The sequence below is a fragment of the Streptomyces sp. NPDC051315 genome (assembly GCF_044455165.1).
Classification (GTDB): Bacteria; Actinomycetota; Actinomycetes; order Streptomycetales; family Streptomycetaceae; genus Streptomyces.
Map to the genome: position 1 here is coordinate 201,978 of NZ_JBITEN010000004.1, position 18,987 is coordinate 220,964.

An 18,987-nucleotide genomic window follows, 5' to 3' on the forward strand; every position below is an offset into this window, starting at 1 on the left:
GTCAACCGGCTATGCCCGCACGTTCCATTCGGCGACGACCGGCCGTCCGTGCTCCGTCGACAGCCGGCTGACCGTCCCCGTGGCCAGCTGGAACAACCGCCCCTCGGCGGGCGCCAGTCCGAGCCGACGGGCGGTCAGGACCCGCAGGAAGTGGGCGTGGGCGACGAGCACGACGTCACCGTCGCCGTCCCCGAGGGCCGCGTCCACGCGGGCCAGCACCCGGTCGGCGCGCCGGCCGACCTCCGCGGGTGACTCGCCGGGGTGGCCGTCGGGGCCGGGCGGCACGCCGTCGGTCCACAGGTCCCAGGCGGGCCGCAAGCGGTGTATCTCGACGGTGGTGACGCCCTCGTAGGCCCCGTAGTCCCACTCGTGCAGATCGGGGTCGGGCACGGCCCCGGTGACGCCCGCGAGTTCGGCGGTGCGGACCGCGCGGGACAGCGGGCTGGTCAGGGCCAGCGAGAAGGTCCGGCCGGAGAGGAGCGGAGCGAGGGACTTGGCCTGTTCCTCGCCGTGCTCGGTGAGGGGCAGGTCGGTGAAGCTGGTGTGCTGTCCCGACAGGCTCCACTCCGTCTCCCCGTGACGGACCAGCAGAAGGTCCCCCACGGCCGGACTACGCCTTCTTCGCCGACTCGACGGCGTGGCCGCCGAACTGGTTGCGCAGCGCCGCGATCATCTTCATCTGCGGCGAGTCCTCCTGACGGGAGGCGAACCGCGCGAACAGGGACGCGGTGATCGCCGGCAGCGGTACCGCGTTGTCGATGGCGGCCTCCACGGTCCAGCGGCCCTCGCCGGAGTCCTGCGCGTAGCCGCGCAGCTTGTCGAGGTGCTCGTCCTCGTCGAGGGCGTTGACGGCGAGGTCGAGCAGCCAGGAGCGGATCACGGTCCCCTCCTGCCAGGAGCGGAACACCTCGCGCACGTCGGTGACCGAGTCGACCTTCTCCAGCAGCTCCCAGCCCTCGGCGTAGGCCTGCATCATGGCGTACTCGATGCCGTTGTGGACCATCTTCGAGAAGTGCCCGGCGCCTACCTTGCCGGCGTGGACGTAGCCGTACGGGCCCTCCGGCTTGAGCGCGTCGAGGATCGGCCGGAGGCGGTCGACGTGCTCCTTGTCGCCGCCGACCATCAGGGCGTAGCCGTTCTCCAGGCCCCACACGCCGCCGGAGACGCCCGCGTCGACGAAGCCGATGCCCTTGGCGCCGAGCTCCGCCGCGTGCTTCTCGTCGTCCGTCCAGCGGGAGTTGCCGCCGTCGACGACGGTGTCGCCGGCCTGGAGCAGGCCGCCGAGTTCGTCGATGACGGACTGGGTGGGGGCACCGGCCGGGACCATCACCCAGACGGTGCGCGGCGCGTCGAGCCGCTCGACGAGTTCGGCGAGGCCGCCCACGTCGGAGAGGTCGGGGTTGCGGTCGTAGCCGATGACGGTGTGGCCCGCGCGGCGGATCCGCTCGCGCATGTTGCCACCCATCTTGCCGAGACCGATCAGACCGAGCTGCATGTCAGTGCACTTCCTTGAGTTCGCGGTAGGCGGCCACGAGGGCGGCGGTGGAGGGGTCGAGGCCGGGCACGTGCGCGCCCTCGGTCAGGGCGGGTTCGACGCGCTTGGCGAGGACCTTGCCGAGCTCCACGCCCCACTGGTCGAAGGAGTCGATGTCCCAGACGGCGCCCTGGACGAACACCTTGTGCTCGTAGAGGGCGATGAGCTGCCCGAGGACCGACGGGGTCAGCTCGCGGGCGAGGATCGTGGTGGTGGGGTGGTTGCCCCGGAAGGTGCGGTGCGCGACCTGTTCCTCGGGCACCCCCTCCGCGCGGACCTCGTCCGCCGTCTTGCCGAAGGCGAGCGCCTGCCCCTGCGCGAACAGGTTGGCCATCAACAGGTCGTGCTGTGCCTTGAGTTCGTCGCCCAGCTCGTCGACGGGACGGGCGAAGCCGATCAGGTCGGCCGGGATCAGCTTCGTGCCCTGATGGATCAACTGGTAGTAGGCGTGCTGCCCGTTGGTGCCGGGCGTGCCCCACACCACCGGCCCGGTCTGCCACGCGACGGGCCGGCCCTCGCGGTCCACCGACTTGCCGTTGGACTCCATGTCGAGCTGCTGGAGGTAGGCGGTGAACTTCGACAGGTAGTGCGAGTACGGCAGCACGGCGTGCGACTGGGCGTCGAAGAAGTTGCCGTACCAGATGCCCAGCAGGCCGAGGATGAGCGGGGCGTTGGCCTCGGGGGGCGCGGTGCGGAAGTGGTCGTCGACGATCCTGAACCCGTCGAGCATCTCGCGGAACCGCCGCGGACCGATCGCGATCATCAGGGACAGGCCGATGGCCGAGTCGTAGGAGTAGCGGCCGCCGACCCAGTCCCAGAACTCGAACATGTTGTCAGGGTCGATGCCGAACTCGGTGACCTTCCCGGCGTTCGTCGACAGCGCGACGAAGTGCCGTGCGACGGCCTTGTCGTCCCCTCCCAGACCCTTCAGCAGCCAGGAGCGGGCCGACGTGGCGTTGGTGATCGTCTCGATCGTGGTGAAGGTCTTCGACGCGACGACGAACAGCGTCTCGGCGGGGTCGAGGTCCCGTACGGCCTCGTGGAGGTCGGCGCCGTCGACGTTCGACACGAACCGGAACGTCAACTCGCGTGCGGTGTACGCCCGCAGCGCCTCGTACGCCATCGCCGGGCCCAGGTCGGAACCGCCGATGCCGATGTTGACGACGTTGCGGATACGACGGCCGGTGTACCCGGTCCACTCGCCGGAGCGCACCCGGTCGGCGAAGTCGGTCATCCGGTCGAGGACGGCGTGGACCTGCGGCACGACGTTCTCGCCGTCGACCTCGATCACCGCGTCCGCCGGAGCGCGCAGCGCGGTGTGCAGCACCGCCCGCCGCTCCGTGATGTTGATCCTCTCGCCGCGGAACATGGCGTCGCGCAGCCCGAACACGTCGGTGGCCGCGGCGAGTTCGCGCAGCAGGGCGAGCGTCTCGTCGGTGACCAGGTGCTTGGAGTAGTCGATGCGCAGGTCGCCGACGCGCGCGACGTACCGCTCCGCGCGCCCGGGGTCCGCCGCGAACAGCTCGCGCAGGTGCGCGTGCCACTGGGCGCGGTGGTCCTCCAGGGCGGCCCACTCGGGCCGCCGGGTCAGCAGGGGGGACTCAGACATGAGAGGCGGTCTCCTTGGTGCCCTCGCCCCGCAGGGCGACGGCGTACATCTCGTCCGCGTCGAGGCGCCGCAGCTCCTCGGCGATGAGTTCGGAGGTGGCGCGCACCTTCAGCGCGAGGGTGCGCGACGGCTGGCCCGGCAGGGTCAGCGTGGCCAGCGGGCCCTCGGGGCGGTCGATGACGATCTCGCCGCTCCCGGTGCCCAGGCGCACGGCCGTGACGACGGGGCCGGCGGTGACGACCCGTTCGACGGGCACCTTCAGCCGGGCCTCCAGCCAGCGCGCGAGCAGCTCGGCGCTGGGGTTCTCGGCCTCGCTCTCGACGGCCGCCGACGTGATCGGCACCCGCGCCTGGTCCAGGGCGGCCGCCAGCATCGAACGCCACGGCGTCAGCCGGGTCCACGCCAGGTCGGTGTCGCCGGGCGCGTACGACCGCACCCGAGCCTCGAGCGCCTCCAGCGGCCGCTCGACGGCGTACATGTCGGTGATCCGGCGCTGGGCGAGCGCGCCCAGCGGGTCCTTGGCCGGGTTCGGGGGCGCGTCCACCGGCCACCACACGACGACCGGCGCGTCCGGCAGCAGCAGCGGCAGCACGACGGAGTCGGCGTGGTCGGACACCTCGCCGTACGTCCGCAGCACCACCGTCTCGCCCGTGCCGGCGTCGGCGCCCACCCTCACCTCGGCGTCCAGGTGGGAGTTGGTGCGGTCGCGCGGGGTGCGGGCGTGCCGCTTGATGACGACCAGGGTGCGCGAGGGGTGCTCGTGCGAGGCCTGCTCGGCCGCCTTGATCGAGTCGTAGGCGTTCTCCTCGTCCGTGACGATGACCATCGTCAGGACCATGCCCACGGCCGGTGTGCCGATGGCGCGGCGGCCCCGCACCAGCGCCTTGTTGATCTTGCTTGCCGTGGTGTCGGTCAGGTCGATCTTCATGGCCTGCGCCAGCTCCGTCCGTCTCGTGCGAGCATCTCGTCGGCTTCCTCGGGTCCCCAGCTCCCCGACGCGTACGTGGCCGGCCTGCCGTGCGTGGCCCAGTACTCCTCGATCGGGTCGAGGATCCGCCAGGACTCCTCCACCTCCTGGTGGCGCGGGAAGAGGTTGGCGTCGCCGAGCAGCACGTCCAGGATGAGGCGTTCGTACGCCTCCGGGCTGGACTCCGTGAAGGACTCGCCGTACGCGAAGTCCATCGTCACGTCCCGGATCTCCATGGAGGTGCCCGGCACCTTGGAGCCGAAGCGGACGGTGATGCCCTCGTCGGGCTGGACGCGGATGACGATGGCGTTCTGGCCGAGTTCCTCGGTGGCCGTGGAGTCGAACGGGGAGTGGGGCGCCCGCTGGAAGACGACCGCGATCTCGGTGACCCGGCGGCCGAGGCGCTTGCCGGTGCGCAGGTAGAAGGGAACGCCCGCCCAGCGGCGGTTGTCGACGTTCAGCCGGACGGCCGCGTAGGTGTCCGTCGTGGACGCCGGGTCGATGCCGTCCTCCTCGAGGTAGCCGCGCACCTTCTCGCCGCCCTGCCAGGCGCCGGCGTACTGGGCCCGCACGGTGTGCTTGCCCAGGTCCTCCGGCAGCTTCACGGCCCTGAGGACCTTCAGCTTCTCGGTGAGCAGCGAGGCCGCGTCGAAGGCGGCGGGCTCCTCCATCGCGGTGAGCGCCATCAGCTGCAGCAGGTGGTTCTGGATGACGTCCCGCGCCGAGCCGATGCCGTCGTAGTAGCCGGCGCGCCCGCCGATGCCGATGTCCTCGGCCATCGTGATCTGGATGTGGTCGACGTACGAACGGTTCCAGATCGGCTCGAACATCTGGTTGGCGAAGCGCAGCGCCAGGATGTTCTGGACGGTCTCCTTGCCGAGGTAGTGGTCGATGCGGAACACCTGGTCCGGCTCGAACACGTCGTGCACGACCGTGTTCAGCTCCTGGGCGCTGGCCAGGTCGTGCCCGAACGGCTTCTCGATCACCGCCCGCCGCCACGAGCCCTCCGGGGCGTTCGCCAGGCCGTGCTTCTTCAGCTGCTCGACGACCTTCGGGAAGAACTTCGGCGGTACGGAGAGGTAGAAGGCGAAGTTGCCGCCGGTGCCGCGGGAGGAGTTCAGCTCCTCGACGGCGTCGCGCAGCTGCTTGAACGCCGCGTCGTCGTCGAAGTCGCCGGGGATGAACCGCATGCCCTCGGCGAGCTGCTGCCAGACCTCCTCGCGGAACGGGGTCCGCGCGTGCTCGCGCACCGCGTCGTGGACGACCTGCGCGAAGTCCTGGTCCTCCCAGTCGCGGCGGGCGAAGCCGACGAGCGAGAAGCCCGGCGGCAGCAGCCCGCGGTTGGCGAGGTCGTAGACGGCCGGCATCAGCTTCTTGCGGGACAGGTCGCCGGTCACGCCGAAGATGACGAGCCCGGAGGGACCGGCGATGCGCGGCAGCCGCCGGTCGCGGGCGTCCCGGAGCGGGTTGCTCCACACGGGGGTGTTCATTCCGCGTCAACTCCCTTGCTGTTCAGCGACTTGGTGACCGCGTCCAGGAGGTCCTGCCAGGCCGCCTCGAACTTGGCGACGCCCTCGTCCTCCAGCCGGGTGACGACCTCGTCGTAGGAGATGCCGAGCGCCTCCACGGCGGCGAGGTCGGCGCGGGCCTGGGCGTAGCCTCCGGTCACCGTGTTCCCGGTGATCACGCCGTGGTCGGCGACGGCGTCGAGGGTGGCCTGCGGCATGGTGTTGACCGTGCCGGGGGCGACCAGCTCGTCGACGTACAGCGTGTCCTTGTACGCGGGGTCCTTCACCCCGGTCGACGCCCACAGCGGACGCTGCTTGTTGGCCCGGGCACCGCCGAGGGCGGTCCAGCGGTCACCGGCGAAGACCTCCTCGTACGCCGCGTAGGCGAGCCGGGCGTTGGCGAGCGCCGCCCGCCCCTTCAGGGCGAGGGCCTCGTCCGTGCCGAGGACCGTCAGCCGCTTGTCGATCTCGGCGTCGACGCGGGAGACGAAGAAGGAGGCGACGGAGTGGATCGTCGACAGGTCCAGGCCCGCCGCCTGCGCCTTCTCCAGGCCGGCGAGGTAGGCGTCCATGACCTCGCGGTAGCGCTCCAGCGAGAAGATCAGCGTGACGTTGACGCTGATGCCGAGGCCGATGACCTCGGTGATCGCCGGGAGACCTGCCTTCGTCGCCGGAATCTTGATCATGACGTTGGGGCGGTCCACCAGCCAGGCGAGCTGTCTGGCCTCGGCGATCGTGGCCGCCGTGTCATGGGCGAGCCGGGGGTCGACCTCGATGGAGACCCGGCCGTCGCGGCCGCCGGTGGCGGTGTACACGGGGCGCAGGACATCGGCGGCGTCCCGCACGTCGGCGGTCGTCATCATCCGTACGGCCTCGTCGACCGTCACGCCCCGCACGGCCAGGTCGGCGAGCTGCTCCTCGTAGCCCTCGCCGGAGCCGATGGCGGCCTGGAAGATGGACGGGTTGGTGGTGACGCCGACGACGTGCCGCGTCGCGACGAGTTCGGCGAGGTTGCCGGACGTGATCCGGGTGCGCGACAGGTCGTCCAGCCAGATCGACACGCCTTCGTCGGACAGGCGCTGGAGTGCTCCCGCGGTGGCGGTTGCTTCGGTCACTGTGATCATCTTCTTTCTGGCGATCGGATCAACCACGCGCGGCAGCCAGCGATTCCCGGGCTGCGGCGGCGACGTTCTCGGGGGTGAAGCCGTACTCGGCGAAGAGGGTGCCGGCGTCGGCGGAGGCGCCGAAGTGCTCGAGGGAGACGATGCGTCCTGCGTCACCCGTGAACCGGTACCACGTCAGGCCGATGCCCGCCTCGACCGCAACGCGGGCCTTCACCGACGGCGGAAGCACGCTGTCGCGGTAGGCGCGCGGCTGCTCCTCGAACCACTCCACGGACGGCATCGACACCACCCGCGTGCCGATCCCCTCGGCCTCCAGCAGCTCGCGCGCGGCGACGGCCAGCTGCACCTCGGAGCCGGTGGCGATGAGGACGACGTCCACCGTGGCCGTCGAGGACTCCTGGAGCACGTAACCGCCGCGTGCCGCGTCCGGGTTGGGGGCGTAGGCCGGGACGCCCTGCCGGGTGAGGGCCAGGCCGTGCGGGGCCGGACGGGTGGCGTGCCGCTTGAGGATCTCCGCCCAGGCGATCGCGGTCTCGTTGGCGTCGGCGGGGCGGACCACGTTCAGGCCGGGGATGGCGCGCAGCGAGGCCAGGTGCTCGACCGGCTGGTGGGTCGGGCCGTCCTCGCCGAGGCCGATGGAGTCGTGCGTCCACACGTACGTCACCGGCAGCTGCATCAGCGCCGACATGCGGACGGCGTTGCGCATGTAGTCGGAGAAGACCAGGAAGGTGCCGCCGTAGATGCGGGTGTTGCCGTGCAGGGCGATGCCGTTCATCTCCGCGGCCATCGAGAACTCGCGGATGCCGAAGTGGACGGTGCGGCCGTACGGGTTCGCCTCCGGCAGCGGGTTGCCCTCGGGGAGGAACGACGACGTCTTGTCGATAGTGGTGTTGTTGGAGCCGGCCAGGTCGGCGGAGCCGCCCCACAGCTCGGGGATGACCGCGCCAAGGGCCTGCAGCACCTTGCCGGAGGCGGCGCGGGTGGCGACGGACTTGCCCGGTTCGAACACCGGCAGCGCGTCCTCCCAGCCCTCGGGCAGCTGACCGGCGACGACCCGGTCGAACAGCTCGGCCCGCTCGGGGTTCGCGCCGCGCCAGGTGGCGACCTGCTTGTCCCAGGCGGCGTGGGCCTCGGCGCCCCGGTCCAGGGCGGCGCGGGTGTGGGCGAGGACGTCGGCGGCCACCTCGAAGGACTTCTCCGGGTCGAAGCCGAGGACGCGCTTGGTGGCGGCGACCTCGTCCGCGCCGAGCGCGGAGCCGTGCGAGGCCTCGGTGTCGCGCGCGTTGGGGGCGGGCCAGGCGATGATCGTGCGCAGGGCGATGATCGAGGGCCGCCCGGTCTCGGCCCGCGCCGCCGTCAGGGCCGCGTACAGGGCGTGGACGTCGATGTCGCCGTCCTCGGTCGGGGCGATGCGCTGGGTGTGCCAGCCGTAGGCCTCGTACCGCTTCAGCACGTCCTCGGAGAACGCCGTGGCGGTGTCGCCCTCGATGGAGATGTGGTTGTCGTCGTAGAGCAGGACGAGGTTGCCGAGCCGCTGGTGGCCGGCGAGGGACGAGGCCTCGGCGGAGACACCCTCCTGGAGGTCTCCGTCGGAGACGATCGCCCAGACCGTGTGGTCGAACGGGGAGGCGCCCTCGGGGGCCTCCGGGTCGAACAGGCCGCGCTCGTAACGGGCGGCCATCGCCATGCCGACGGCGTTGGCGACGCCCTGGCCGAGCGGCCCGGTGGTGGTCTCGACGCCGGCGGTGTGCCCGTACTCGGGGTGGCCGGGCGTCTTCGACCCGTGCGTGCGGAACGCCTTCAGGTCGTCCAGCTCCAGCTCGTAGCCGGCGAGGAAGAGCTGTGTGTAGAGGGTCAGCGAGGTGTGCCCGGGGGAGAGGACGAAGCGGTCACGCCCGGTCCACTCGGGGTCCGCGGGATCGTGCCGCATCACCTTCTGAAAGAGCGTGTACGCGGCGGGCGCGAGGCTCATGGCGGTGCCGGGGTGGCCGTTCCCCACCTTCTGCACGGCATCCGCGGCCAGAAGGCGCGCGGTGTCGACGGCACGCCGGTCGAGTTCGGTCCATGCGAAGCTGTCCGGTGTCTGCGTGCTCATCTTCAAGAAGTCCTCGATACGAGCGAAGTGGCTGGTCTGACGCGTTCAAAAGTAAAAGTCTGACTTTTTCGCGGGAAGGTCTGCGTGTGTCAGGCTGTGGTGAAAGTGGGACACCCCGGCGGACGCGGGGGCGCGAACGAGGCGGCACAGGGCGGACATGGCGGACACAACGGTCCAGGACGGCGACGGGATCAGAACCTTCCCCTTCCCGGTCGGCCTCAGCGTCGCCGGCGTCGGCATGCACGTCGGCCCCGTCGGCGCCGCACGCGACTGGCACGCCGCGGACGCACCCCTGGACCGGGTGCACCGGATCGACTTCCACGTCGTACTGCTCTTCACCGACGGCCCCGTCCGTCACATGGTCGACTTCGCCGAGTACGAGGCCACGGCCGGCGACGTCCTGTGGATCCGCCCGGGCCAGGTCCACCGCTTCTCGAAGTCGAGCGAGTACCGCGGAACCGTCCTGACCATGCAACCCGGCTTCCTGCCCCGCGCCACCGTCGAGGCCACCGGCCTGTACCGCTACGACCTCGCGCCCCTGCTCCACCCCGACGACGCCCAGTTGGCCGGCCTGCGCGCGGCTCTCGCCCACCTGCAACGGGAGTACGAGGACACCACGACCCTCCCCCTCGCCCTGCACACCTCGGTGCTGCGGCACTCCCTGACCGCGTTCCTGCTGCGCCTGGCCCACCTCGCGGCCAGCTCCGCGGAGGCCCGCCGCCAGGCCGACACCACCTTCACCCTCTTCCGGGACGCCGTGGAGCGGGACTTCGCCACCAACCACAGCGTCAGCGCCTACGCCGACGCGCTCGGCTACTCCCGCCGCACCCTCGTGCGCGCGGTCCGCGCCGCGACCGGCGAGACACCCAAGGGGTTCATCGACAAGCGGGTCGTCCTGGAGGCCAAACGACTGCTGGCCCACACCGACCTGCCGATCGGCCGGGTCGGCGCGGCCGTGGGGTTCCCCGACCCGGCGAACTTCTCCAAGTTCTTCCACCAGCACACGGACACGACACCGGCGGCGTTCCGCGCGGAACTGCGCTGAACGCCGCCGGACGTGCCGTGCCGCTCGGCCGACGCTCCTGTCAGCGGCCGAAGTTGAACCAGTTCACGTTCACGAAGTCCGACGGCTGACCGCTGCTGAAGGTCAGGTAGACGTCGTGGGTGCCGGTGACCGGGGTGATGTTCGCCGGGATCGTCCGCCACGACTGCCAGCCGCCCGTGTTGCCCACCGCGAAACTCCCGACCGGCGCGTTGCTCCGGCTGTCCAGGCGCACCTCGACCAGGCCGCTGACGCCGCTCGCCGCGCCGCTCGCGACCCGGCCGACGAACTGGGTGGCCGCCGTCGAGCCGAAGTTCACGCCCCGGAAGAGCGCCCAGTCCCCGTTGGCCAGCGAGCCGATGTTCTGGCCGCCGCCGGTGTCGGTGGTGGTCTCGGTGCTCACGCCGGACTGGCCGTCGTGGGACTCGGCCTGGATGGCGGCGTAGGCGTCACGGTTGCCGGACGGGGGAGGCGTGGTACCGCCCCCACCGCCCGCCGCCTGGAGCACCTGCACGTAGTCCACGACCATGGGAACGCCCGAGCGGGTGTCCGCGTCCAGGCCACCACCGAAGGCGTCGGGGAAGCCGCCGCCCATCGCCACGTTCAGGATGATGAAGAAGCCGTGGTTGGTGGCGTTGTTCCAGGTCGTCGCGTCGACCATGGTGGAGGTGACGGTGTGGTAGTTGACGCCGTCGACGTAGAAGCGAATCGCCTCGGGGCTCACCGAGCGGTCCCACTCCATGGCGTAGGTGTGGAAGCCGGACTGACACGTGGTGTTGGGACAGGCGGTGGAGTTGCCGATGCCGCTGGTCTCGTTGCACGGGCCGCCGGGGTTGGTGCCGCAGTGCATGGTGGACCAGACCCGGTTCAGGCCCTGGACGTTCTCCATGATGTCCAGCTCGCCCACGGCCGGCCAGTTGTGGTAGTTGCCGCGGTAGGGGGCGCCGAGCATCCAGAACGCCGGCCAGTAGCCCTCGGCCGCCGTGCCGGTGACGTTGGGCATCTGCAGACGCGCCTCGACGCGCAGCTTGCCGCCGGACGGGGGCTGGAAGTCGGTGCGGTTGGTCTCGATACGGCCCGAGGTCCAGCGGCCGGCGGAGTCGCGCAGCGGGGTGATGCGCAGGTTGCCGTTGCCGTCGAGGGAGACGTTGTTCGTGCTGTTCGTCATCGTCTCGACCTCGCCGGTGCCCCAGTTGGCGGGGCCGCCCGGGTACGAGGTGCCCGTGGCGTACTGCCAGTGGGAGGTGTTGACGCCGGTGCCCGCGGCGCCGTTGAAGTCGTCGAGGAAGACCTGTGTCCAGCCCGAGGGGGGCGTGGGCGCGGAGGCGCTCGCGGACGGGGAGACGACCGTGGCGGCGGCCGCCGCGAGGCCGAGTGTGCCGACGACGGCGACGAGCGCCCGCCTCAGGGGGCGCCGCCGTCTGCGGGGAGTGCCGGAGGTTTCACTCATGGGGTGTGCCTCTCGGGTACGGAGTGGGGTGTGTGCGGGTGCCTTCGAGAGCGCTCTCGGCTGATGTGAGAGCGCTCTCAAAGTGGGCCCAATGTGCTCTCGGCCCCTCCGGTCGTCAAGAGGTGAAACAGTGAAAGTCCTTCTGAGGTAGGTGAGTTCACTCCATGAATGGCGCGAATCGGCTAAAGCGCGCTGCCGGCCTTCCATTCCGCCCAGGACAGGTTCCAGCCGTTGAGGCCGTTGGCCGCGTCGACGGTCCGCTCGCCGGAGTTCCGCACGATCACCACGTCGCCGAGCATCGAGTCGGCGTAGAACCGGTGGCCCGCCACGGAGGTGTCGCCCGCGCCCTTCGCGTCGCGCAGGCCGACGCAGCCGTGGCTGGTGTTCTCGGTGCCGAACACCGAGGGCGACGCCCAGTAGTTGCCGTGGATGAACGTGCCGGAGGTGGTCAGACGCTGGGCGTGCGGGACGTCGGAGATGTCGTACTCGTCGCCGAGACCGACCGTGGAGGACTCCATCCGGGTCTGCCGCAACCGCTCGCTGATCACCATGATCCCGGACCAGGTGGTGTGGTCGGCGTCGCCGCCGGTGACGGGGTAGGTGGCGAGGGTCGCGCCGTCCCGCCGCACCACCATCTCCTTCGCGGCCAGGTCGACGGTGCTGATCTGCTCGCGGCCGATGTGGAAGGTGACGTCCTTCGACTGTACGCCGTGGACACCCTCCGATCCCTCGACGTCCTTCAGCCGCAGGCCGAGGGTGATCGTCGTGCCGGCCGCCCAGTACGTCTCCGGACGGAAGTCCAGCCGGGTGTCGCTGAACCAGTGGCCGACGATCTCGACCGCCGGATCGGCGGTCACCGTGATCGCCCGCTCCACGGCAGCCTTGTCGGACACGGCGTGGGTGAAGTTGACCGAGACCGGCATGCCGACGCCCGACGTCGAGCCCGCCTCGGGTGTGCAGCGGCCGACGAAGGTCTCCCCGGGCGCCTTGGTAGTGAAGGTCGACGTCTGCGTCCCGGAGCCGTTCGCCTGCGCGGTGACCGTGTACTTCGTGCCCGAGTACGGGCTCCGGGCCGACGTCCACCGGGTGCGGGCGTCGTCGAAGGAGCCCTCCAGCGTGGAACCGTCGTTGCCGGTCACCGTCACGGACGCGAGGGTGCCGTCCGTCACGGTGACCTCGACCGGGCTGGTGAAGTCGGCCTTCTTCGTACCGTCGGCGGGGGAGACGGAGACAACCGGTTCCCCCGCGGGCGAGACCTGCGGGGCCGCCGTGTCCGTCCCCTCCGACGCGTGGGCCGACTCCGTACCGCACCCGGTCAGCGCGACGGCCGGCACGGCTGCGAGCACGGCCAGCACGCCACGCCGGGACCACCTCCCCGACTGCTGCTCGGACCGGTTCGAAATGTGCGAGACGCCCACGGCACGCCTTCCTGAGATGTCCACCTTTGCCGGTGCATCCTGCGACTCCTACCTGGGGCGACTCTGTGAATCAGCGGTTAGGAGCCTGAGATTTCCATGAGGATGCGCCGGGGGCGGGGATGAGGTGGAGGGGGCGAGGCGGCCGCTCGCGGACTCACCGGTGTACCCCCCCCGTCCCGCGCCTGCGCCGCGACGGAGGGCTCGTCGACCCCGGCCGACGGGCCCGGCGGGGGCCGCACCCCGAACCACCCGGCCGACGGTCCCGGCCGGGGTGACGCGGACCCGGCCGACGGTCCCGGCCGGGGTATTGCGGCCTCGATCTCCGCCGGGAGGACGTGTCAGACGCTCGTCGTCGCCGGCGGACGCGCCGCGGGCTCCTCCTCCCGCAGTCCGAACCGCTCGTGCGCCCGTCGCAGCGGAGCCGGGGCCCACCACGCCCGCCGGCCCAGCAGGGCCATTGTCGCGGGGACGAGGAGCATGCGGACGACGGTGGCGTCGACGAGGACCGCGAGGGTGAGACCGAGGCCGATCTGGAGGATGGGGGAGAAACCCCCGGTCATGAACGCGCCGAAGACGACGGCGAGCAGCAGGGCCGCGCACGTCACCACCCGGCCGGAGCGCCGCAGGCCGGTGACCACGGCCTCCTCGTCGTCGCCGGTCAGCTGCCGGGCCTCACGCATCCGCGCCAGGATGAACAGCTCGTAGTCCATGGCGAGGCCGAAGGCGATCGCGATGATCAGCGGCGGGGCGGTGAGGCTGAGCGAGCCCAGGCCCTCCGTGCCGAGCAGGCCGGCGAGGTGGCCGTCCTGGAACACCCACACCACCGCGCCCAGCGCGGCGCCCAGGCTGAGCAGCGTGGTCGCGATGGTCCGCAGCGGCAGCAGCACCGAGCCGGTGAAGGCGAACAGCAGGGCGAAGACGCCGGCCAGCACGGTCAGGGCGGCCCACGGCGCCCGGTCGGCGAGCATCGCGCGGAAGTCGACCAGGCGGGCCGCGGGCCCGGTGACCTGCACGGGCTCGTCACCGCGCAGGTCCCGTACGCGTTCCACCAGGGCGGTGGCGGCCTCGCCGTCGACGCTGCCGGCCGGCGGCAGCTCCACCACCGTCGTGCCGTCCGGCAGGGCGCGGGAAGCGGCGCGCGGGGACAGGGCGCGGATCCGGTCGGTGGTCGCCGAGTCCGTGCCCGGCTTCAGGACGACCGTCACGGGGGGGACGCCGGTGCCCGGCGGGAAGTGCGCGTCGACCGTGTCGTACAGCTGCCGCGCCTCGGTGTCCGACGGGAGCTGCTGGGCGTCCCCGAGGTTGATCCGCATGCCGGCGACGGGCAGCGCCAGCACCAGCAGCGCCGGGACGACCGCCGCGAGCACGGCGACCCGGTGGCGGGCGGAGAAACGGGCCAGTCGGGCGAAGACGCGGCCCTCCTCGCCCGCGGGGCGGACCTTCGCCGGGGCGATCCTCCCGCCGAACCGGGCGAGCAGCGCGGGCAGCAGCGTGACCGCCGCCAGCATGTCGACGACGACCACGGCGGCCACGGCCAGGCCCATGCTGCGCAGGAACGTGCTGGGGAACACCAGCAGCCCCGTCAGACTGACCGCCACGGTCAGCCCGGAGAACAGCACGGTCCGGCCGGCCGCGGCGACCGTGCGGTGCACGGCCTCGACGACGTCCCCGGTGTGCCGGCGCTCCTCACGGAAGCGGACCAGCATCAACAGGGCGTAGTCCACCGCGAGTCCGAGGCCCAGCATCGTCGTCACCTGGATCGCGTGGACCGAGATGTCGGTGACCTCGCTGAACACGAACAGCGCCAGGAACGCGCCCGCGATCCCGCTCACCGCCACGACCAGCGGCAACGCGGCCGCACGCAGCCCGCCGAACACCACGAGCAGCAGGGCGAGTACGACCGGCAGCGAGACCAACTCCGCGTTGCGCACGTCCTCCTGGGCCCGCTCGCCGATCTGCGTGCCGAGCAACGGCCCGCCGCTGACGTGCACGTCCGGCGCGTCGATCTGCTGGATGCGGGTCGCCGCCGCGTCGACCGCCTCCTGCTCGGCCTCGTCGTCGAGACCGCCGTCGAGGGTGACGGGGATGATCAGCGCCCGCCCGTCCTCGGCGGTCAGCCCGCGCGTCGCGTACGGATCGGGTACGGCGGCGATCCCGGCGATCGTACGGACCTCGGCGACGGCCCGCTCGACCTGGGCGCGCAGGCCGGGGTCGGCCACGGCGACGCCCTCGACGACCGCGGTGACCGACTCCCCGTCGGGGTCGACGCGGTCGAGGTACTGCGCGGCCGCCTCCGACTCCGTGCCCGGCACCTCGGGGACGTTGTCCGACAGGCGCCCGAAGACGCCCGTGCCCAGGCCGAAGCCGAGCAGCAGGAAGAGAACCCAGAGCAGGATGACGGTGAGCGGGCGGCGGGTGGCCGCCCGGGCGAGTGAGGACAGCACGGTCCCTCCCGGCGGGGCATCGGTCGACATGCCCCAAGCCTCGTGCGGGAGAAGTGCCCGGCGGATCGCCGGAGGGAGCGGTTTCCCCGCCTCCGTCGCACGGGGGAGACGGGGCGCGGCTCACTCGCGCGGGGGAGGAGACACGCGGGCCCGCCCCGAGGCGCCGGCCGCCCTGCGGGGCGACCCCGTTCGCGGAGCTGGACCGCTGGGGCGGGCCCGTCCGGCTACCAGTTGGGCGCCACGTCGGATCCGAACCCCCCACCGGCCGGGCGCTTTTCGAAGTGGAGATGGGGGCCGGTGGCATTCCCGGTGGAGCCGACCTCTCCGATCTTCTGGCCGGCCTTGACCGAACCCCCGTTCACGGTCCGCTCGGAGAGATGGCAGTACCAGTAGTCGTATCCGCCGGAGCGCAGCACGAGGAAACTGCCGAAACTCGGGTCGCGTCCGCTGCGGGCTATGGAACCGCTGCGCACCGCGACACAGGGCTTGCCTTGCGGAGCGGCGTAGTCCACGCCGGTGTGATAGCCCAGGGACCAGTGCGGCCCCCTCTTGCGGTGAGGGGTCGTGACCCCGTGTCCCGGGACGGGAGACGTGACGTGGGCACCGGCGGCTCTGGGCGCCGGGACGCGGAGCCGGTCCCATGTGGTCTTGCCGGGAATGCCGTTGGCGTCAGCTCCCCTGAACCCGAGTTTGCGCTGCCAGGCGGCGTACGACTGCTGATCGGCTTCGGTCCACTCGGGACCGGGACCTGTCCGGTACTTTCCGCACCCTTCCGCCACCAGGCGCCTGCCCATCGCGGCGATCACGGGGCTGCGTCGTCCCCTGCGGAAGAATGCCGTTCCTGGGAACGGAGCCAGCGCGGGCATGACCCTCGCTCCTTCCGGTGAGGCGCCGGGTCACGATGAGGGTTCGCCTGGTGAACACTGCGCGACGTCACCGTACCGGCGCCAGATGTACTTGACTGCTGCCCCGCACTGTCTGCCACGGTCCGCGGGGACACTCGTTCCGACTGCGGTGAGCGCGGTCCGAGCGGCCTGGACATCACGGCCGTGCGGGCCGAACCGCACGGAGGAGAGAGCCACCATCGTGCCTCCTCGACCCAACGGAGGCTGGTTGAGGAGCGCGCCTGCGTGCCGGCGCAAAAGCAGCGCCGCTGCCTGGAAGTGGCGCTGTCTTCCCGGACCGTGCGCCGCTCACCGTCACAGTCGCCCCCTGTTTCCACCATGCGCCCGACGGGAGTCGCACGCAAACGCGGCCCTGCGAGGACCTCACACCGCCCGGCTGCGACGGGGGAGTGCCCTACGCGAGGGGATAGTCGTAGCGGACGAAGCCGTTGAACCTCGCCAGCCTGTCGTACAGGGCGCGGGCGGTGGCGTTGCCCTCCTGGGTGGTCCAGTAGAGGCGGGCGACGCCGTGCTCGCGGGCCACCCCGGCCACGTGCTCGATCAGCGCCCGCGCCACGCCCCGGCCGCGCGCCGCCTCGTCGACGTACAGATCCTGCAGATAGCAGCTGTCCGCCATCCAGCCCGTGGCGTGGAACAGGTAGTGGGCGATCCCGACCAGTTCGCCGTCCGCCCGCGCGCCGACGGCCCGCACCTCCGCCCCGTCCCGCAGCCGCCGCCACATCTCCTCGTAGCCCTCGTCGGGCACCTCGGTGCGGTAGAACGTCTTGTAGCCGCGCGCCAGTACCTCCCAGGCGGCGCGGTCGTCCGGACCCAGCGAACCGGTCTCGATCATGGTCGCTCCTTCTCGCCGGGAGAGCCCGGCGTCACCAGCCCCGTCTCGTACGCGCAGATCACCGCCTGCACCCGGTCGCGCAGACCCAGCTTGCCCAGCACGTTGCTGACGTGGGTCTTCACGGTGTGCTCGCTGACGAAGAGCGTCGTGGCGATCTCGGCGTTGGACAGACCGCGGGCCAGCATCCGCAGGGTCTCCACCTCGCGGGCGGTGAGGACGTCGAGGCGCTGCGGGGTGACCTCGGCGGCGGCCTCCTCGTGGCGTCGGCGCACGATGTCCGCGACCAGCCGGCGCGTCACCGCGGGCGCGAGCAGTGAGTCGCCGGCCGCGACCACCCGGACGGCGTGCACCAGGTCGTCGCGCCGTACGTCCTTCAGCAGGAAGCCGCTGGCGCCGGCGTACAGCGCCTCGTACACGTACTCGTCGAGGTCGAACGTGGTCAGCATGACCACCTTGCAGCTCGACCCGGCGCAGATCCGCCGGGCCGCCTCCAGCCCGTCCACCACCGGCATACGGATGTCGAGGAGCGCCACGTCGGGCGTGTGCCGCTCCACCGCGGCCACCGCCTGCTCCCCGTCACCGGCCTCGGCGACCACCTCGATGTCCGGCTGCGCCTGGAGGATCATGCTGAAGCCGCTGCGCACCAGCTCCTGGTCGTCGGCGACCACCACGCGGACGCTCATCCCAGCGCCGCCTGCCGTCCGTCGGCGGCCGGCAGCCGTACGACGACCCGGAAGCCGCCGTCCGGCCCGCGCCCGGCCTCGGCCACGCCCCCGCAGGAGCCGGCCCGCTCGCGGATGCCGATCAGCCCGTGCCCGCCGTCCGCACCGGCCGCGGGACCCCGCCCGTCGTCCGTCACCGTCACCGTCAACGCGTCCTCCGTCCAGTCGAGTTCGACGACCGCTGAGGAAGCGTACGCGTGCTTGACGGTGTTGGTGAGGGCCTCCTGCACCACGCGGTAGGCGGCGACCTCGGTGTCCGGCGCCAGCGGGCGCGGCTCGCCCCGGGCGCGCAACTCCGTGCGCAGGCCGGCGGATTCACCGACCTGGCGGACCAGTTCGGCGAGCGCGGCCACCTGCGGCTGCGGCAGCCGCCGGGCGGCACCCACGCCCGGCTCCTCCTTCAGGACGCCGAGGATCCGCCGCAACTGGGTCATCGCGTCCCGTCCGGTCGTCGCGATCGCGTCGAACGCGGCCTCCGCACGCGCCGGATCACTGCGCACGACGACCGGACCGGCCTCCGCCTGCACCACCATCAGGCTCACGGCGTGCGCCAGGATGTCGTGCATGTCGCGCGCGATCCGGGCCCGTTCCTGCGCCCGGGCCCGTTCGGTGCCGGCGGTCCGCTCCCGTTCCAGCCTGCGGGCCCGGTCCTCCAGTTCGGCGGCGTAGGCGCGCTGGACCCGGGCCAGCACGCCGAGCGCGTACGCGCAGACCACGCTGAGCAACTGGAAGGCGTACTCGTAGGGGTCGGTGCCCTCCTTGTGGTGCATGGTGACCGACACGCCGGTCAGCCAGCCCACCAGCATGAGCCGGCGCTGCCCCGGCGTGGACAGGGCGGCCGTCGCGTGGAGGACGACCAGGCCGCCGTACATGATGTCCGGCGGCGGGGCGTGGTGGATGCCCTGCGCCGTGGTGGCCACCGACACCGCGCACGCGGTCGTGAACGGTGCCCGCCGACGCCAGATCAGCGGGACGGCGGTGGCGGCGCCGAGCAGCCAGCCCTGCGGGCTGAGCCGTTCGCCGCCCTCGTCGGGGAAGATCCACTGCAGGGAGGTGGCGAACAGCACCAGCGCGGCGAGCGCGGCGTCCACGGCGTACGGGTTCGCGGTGCGCAACCGGGCCACGGCGGACGCGAACCAGGGCCGGGCCGGCCGGTGAGGTGCGGGGCGGGGTGTTCCCCGTCGCGTCCGGGCGGCGGAGGGGGAGGCGGCGGGGGCGGGCGGCCGGGTGGGTGACGGCATGAGCGGCTCCTCGGGGCAAGGGCCGTCCCAGTATCGCGAGGCGTCCACGGCCGGGTCCTCACCGGTGAGAGGGATATGTCCCAGTGGTCGGTCCGG

At 71.9% G+C, this 18,987-nt stretch carries 15 protein-coding genes and 1 pseudogene; 1 reads left to right on the forward strand and 15 read right to left on the reverse strand.

The features are described 5' to 3' along the window. Positions 1 to 9: 9 nt before the first annotated feature. From ACIBBD_RS10070 to tkt, 7 genes are read right to left on the reverse strand one after another with little or no spacing between them, the layout of a single operon-like run. Positions 10 to 603: a histidine phosphatase family protein gene (locus ACIBBD_RS10070; RefSeq protein WP_399418851.1), complete on the reverse strand. Its 594-nt coding sequence runs from the start codon at positions 601 to 603 to the stop codon at positions 10 to 12. A 7-nt stretch (positions 604 to 610) separates the two neighbouring features. Further along, positions 611 to 1,495, reverse strand: coding sequence for a phosphogluconate dehydrogenase (NAD(+)-dependent, decarboxylating) (gnd, locus tag ACIBBD_RS10075; protein ID WP_399418852.1), 885 nt, complete (start codon positions 1,493 to 1,495; stop codon positions 611 to 613). 1 nt (position 1,496) lies between these two features. After that, positions 1,497 to 3,143 (reverse strand): glucose-6-phosphate isomerase, encoded by a 1,647-nt coding sequence (pgi, locus tag ACIBBD_RS10080; RefSeq protein WP_399418853.1) that lies wholly within the window; start codon positions 3,141 to 3,143, stop codon positions 1,497 to 1,499. Next, positions 3,136 to 4,071 (reverse strand): glucose-6-phosphate dehydrogenase assembly protein OpcA, encoded by a 936-nt coding sequence (opcA, locus tag ACIBBD_RS10085; RefSeq protein WP_399418854.1) that lies wholly within the window; start codon positions 4,069 to 4,071, stop codon positions 3,136 to 3,138. The genes pgi and opcA overlap by 8 nt, the downstream gene beginning before the upstream one ends. Then, complete coding sequence (gene zwf / locus ACIBBD_RS10090) at positions 4,068 to 5,600, reverse strand: glucose-6-phosphate dehydrogenase (protein WP_399418855.1); 1,533 nt, start codon at positions 5,598 to 5,600, stop codon at positions 4,068 to 4,070. The genes opcA and zwf overlap by 4 nt, the downstream gene beginning before the upstream one ends. Beyond that, the gene (gene tal, locus ACIBBD_RS10095; protein WP_399418856.1) at positions 5,597 to 6,742 is read right to left on the reverse strand and encodes a transaldolase; all 1,146 of its coding nucleotides are present in this window, start codon (positions 6,740 to 6,742) and stop codon (positions 5,597 to 5,599) included. The genes zwf and tal overlap by 4 nt, the downstream gene beginning before the upstream one ends. 19 nt (positions 6,743 to 6,761) lie before the next feature. Further along, positions 6,762 to 8,837, reverse strand: a complete 2,076-nt coding sequence (tkt, locus tag ACIBBD_RS10100) for a transketolase (RefSeq protein ID WP_399418857.1) — start codon at positions 8,835 to 8,837, stop codon at positions 6,762 to 6,764. A 157-nt stretch (positions 8,838 to 8,994) separates the two neighbouring features. Here tkt and ACIBBD_RS10105 point away from each other — a divergent pair, with 157 nt between their 5' ends. Continuing rightward, positions 8,995 to 9,882 (forward strand): helix-turn-helix domain-containing protein, encoded by an 888-nt coding sequence (locus ACIBBD_RS10105; protein WP_399418858.1) that lies wholly within the window; start codon positions 8,995 to 8,997, stop codon positions 9,880 to 9,882. A gap of 40 nt (positions 9,883 to 9,922) precedes the next feature. Here ACIBBD_RS10105 and ACIBBD_RS10110 read toward each other — a convergent pair whose 3' ends face one another. The 8 genes and pseudogenes from ACIBBD_RS10110 to ACIBBD_RS10145 all read right to left on the reverse strand — a co-directional run bounded on the left by ACIBBD_RS10110 (position 9,923) and on the right by ACIBBD_RS10145 (position 18,891). Next, positions 9,923 to 11,329: a glycoside hydrolase family 16 protein gene (locus ACIBBD_RS10110; RefSeq protein ID WP_399418859.1), complete on the reverse strand. Its 1,407-nt coding sequence runs from the start codon at positions 11,327 to 11,329 to the stop codon at positions 9,923 to 9,925. Positions 11,330 to 11,511: 182 nt separating this feature from the next. Beyond that, complete coding sequence (locus tag ACIBBD_RS10115; RefSeq protein WP_399418860.1) at positions 11,512 to 12,747, reverse strand: Ig-like domain-containing protein; 1,236 nt, start codon at positions 12,745 to 12,747, stop codon at positions 11,512 to 11,514. A gap of 338 nt (positions 12,748 to 13,085) precedes the next feature. After that, positions 13,086 to 15,191 (reverse strand): MMPL family transporter, encoded by a 2,106-nt coding sequence (locus ACIBBD_RS10120; protein WP_399419097.1) that lies wholly within the window; start codon positions 15,189 to 15,191, stop codon positions 13,086 to 13,088. Positions 15,192 to 15,415: 224 nt separating this feature from the next. After that, a complete protein-coding gene (locus ACIBBD_RS10125) occupies positions 15,416 to 15,703 on the reverse strand; it encodes a M23 family metallopeptidase (RefSeq protein ID WP_399419098.1) in 288 nt (95 codons plus the stop codon). Between the two features lie 108 nt (positions 15,704 to 15,811). After that, positions 15,812 to 16,048: pseudogene (locus ACIBBD_RS10130) on the reverse strand (peptidoglycan-binding protein); the annotation flags it as partial. A gap of 442 nt (positions 16,049 to 16,490) precedes the next feature. Beyond that, complete coding sequence (locus ACIBBD_RS10135) at positions 16,491 to 16,928, reverse strand: GNAT family N-acetyltransferase (protein ID WP_399418861.1); 438 nt, start codon at positions 16,926 to 16,928, stop codon at positions 16,491 to 16,493. Then, entirely contained in the window at positions 16,925 to 17,611 is a 687-nt protein-coding gene (locus ACIBBD_RS10140) for a response regulator (protein ID WP_399418862.1), read from the reverse strand. Before ACIBBD_RS10140 ends, ACIBBD_RS10135 begins: the two co-directional genes overlap by 4 nt. After that, positions 17,608 to 18,891: a sensor histidine kinase gene (locus ACIBBD_RS10145; protein WP_399418863.1), complete on the reverse strand. Its 1,284-nt coding sequence runs from the start codon at positions 18,889 to 18,891 to the stop codon at positions 17,608 to 17,610. Before ACIBBD_RS10145 ends, ACIBBD_RS10140 begins: the two co-directional genes overlap by 4 nt. Positions 18,892 to 18,987 lie beyond the last annotated feature (96 nt).

Coding starts and splice junctions, on each gene's coding strand:
- ACIBBD_RS10110 (WP_399418859.1), bottom strand. CDS start 11,329: ATGAGTGAAACCTCCGGCACTCCCCGCAGACGGCGGCGCCCCCTGAGG.
- ACIBBD_RS10140 (WP_399418862.1), bottom strand. CDS start 17,611: ATGAGCGTCCGCGTGGTGGTCGCCGACGACCAGGAGCTGGTGCGCAGC.
- zwf (WP_399418855.1), bottom strand. CDS start 5,600: ATGAACACCCCCGTGTGGAGCAACCCGCTCCGGGACGCCCGCGACCGG.
- tal (WP_399418856.1), bottom strand. CDS start 6,742: ATGATCACAGTGACCGAAGCAACCGCCACCGCGGGAGCACTCCAGCGC.
- tkt (WP_399418857.1), bottom strand. CDS start 8,837: ATGAGCACGCAGACACCGGACAGCTTCGCATGGACCGAACTCGACCGG.
- ACIBBD_RS10105 (WP_399418858.1), top strand. CDS start 8,995: ATGGCGGACACAACGGTCCAGGACGGCGACGGGATCAGAACCTTCCCC.
- ACIBBD_RS10145 (WP_399418863.1), bottom strand. CDS start 18,891: ATGCCGTCACCCACCCGGCCGCCCGCCCCCGCCGCCTCCCCCTCCGCC.
- pgi (WP_399418853.1), bottom strand. CDS start 3,143: ATGTCTGAGTCCCCCCTGCTGACCCGGCGGCCCGAGTGGGCCGCCCTG.
- gnd (WP_399418852.1), bottom strand. CDS start 1,495: ATGCAGCTCGGTCTGATCGGTCTCGGCAAGATGGGTGGCAACATGCGC.
- opcA (WP_399418854.1), bottom strand. CDS start 4,071: ATGAAGATCGACCTGACCGACACCACGGCAAGCAAGATCAACAAGGCG.
- ACIBBD_RS10135 (WP_399418861.1), bottom strand. CDS start 16,928: ATGATCGAGACCGGTTCGCTGGGTCCGGACGACCGCGCCGCCTGGGAG.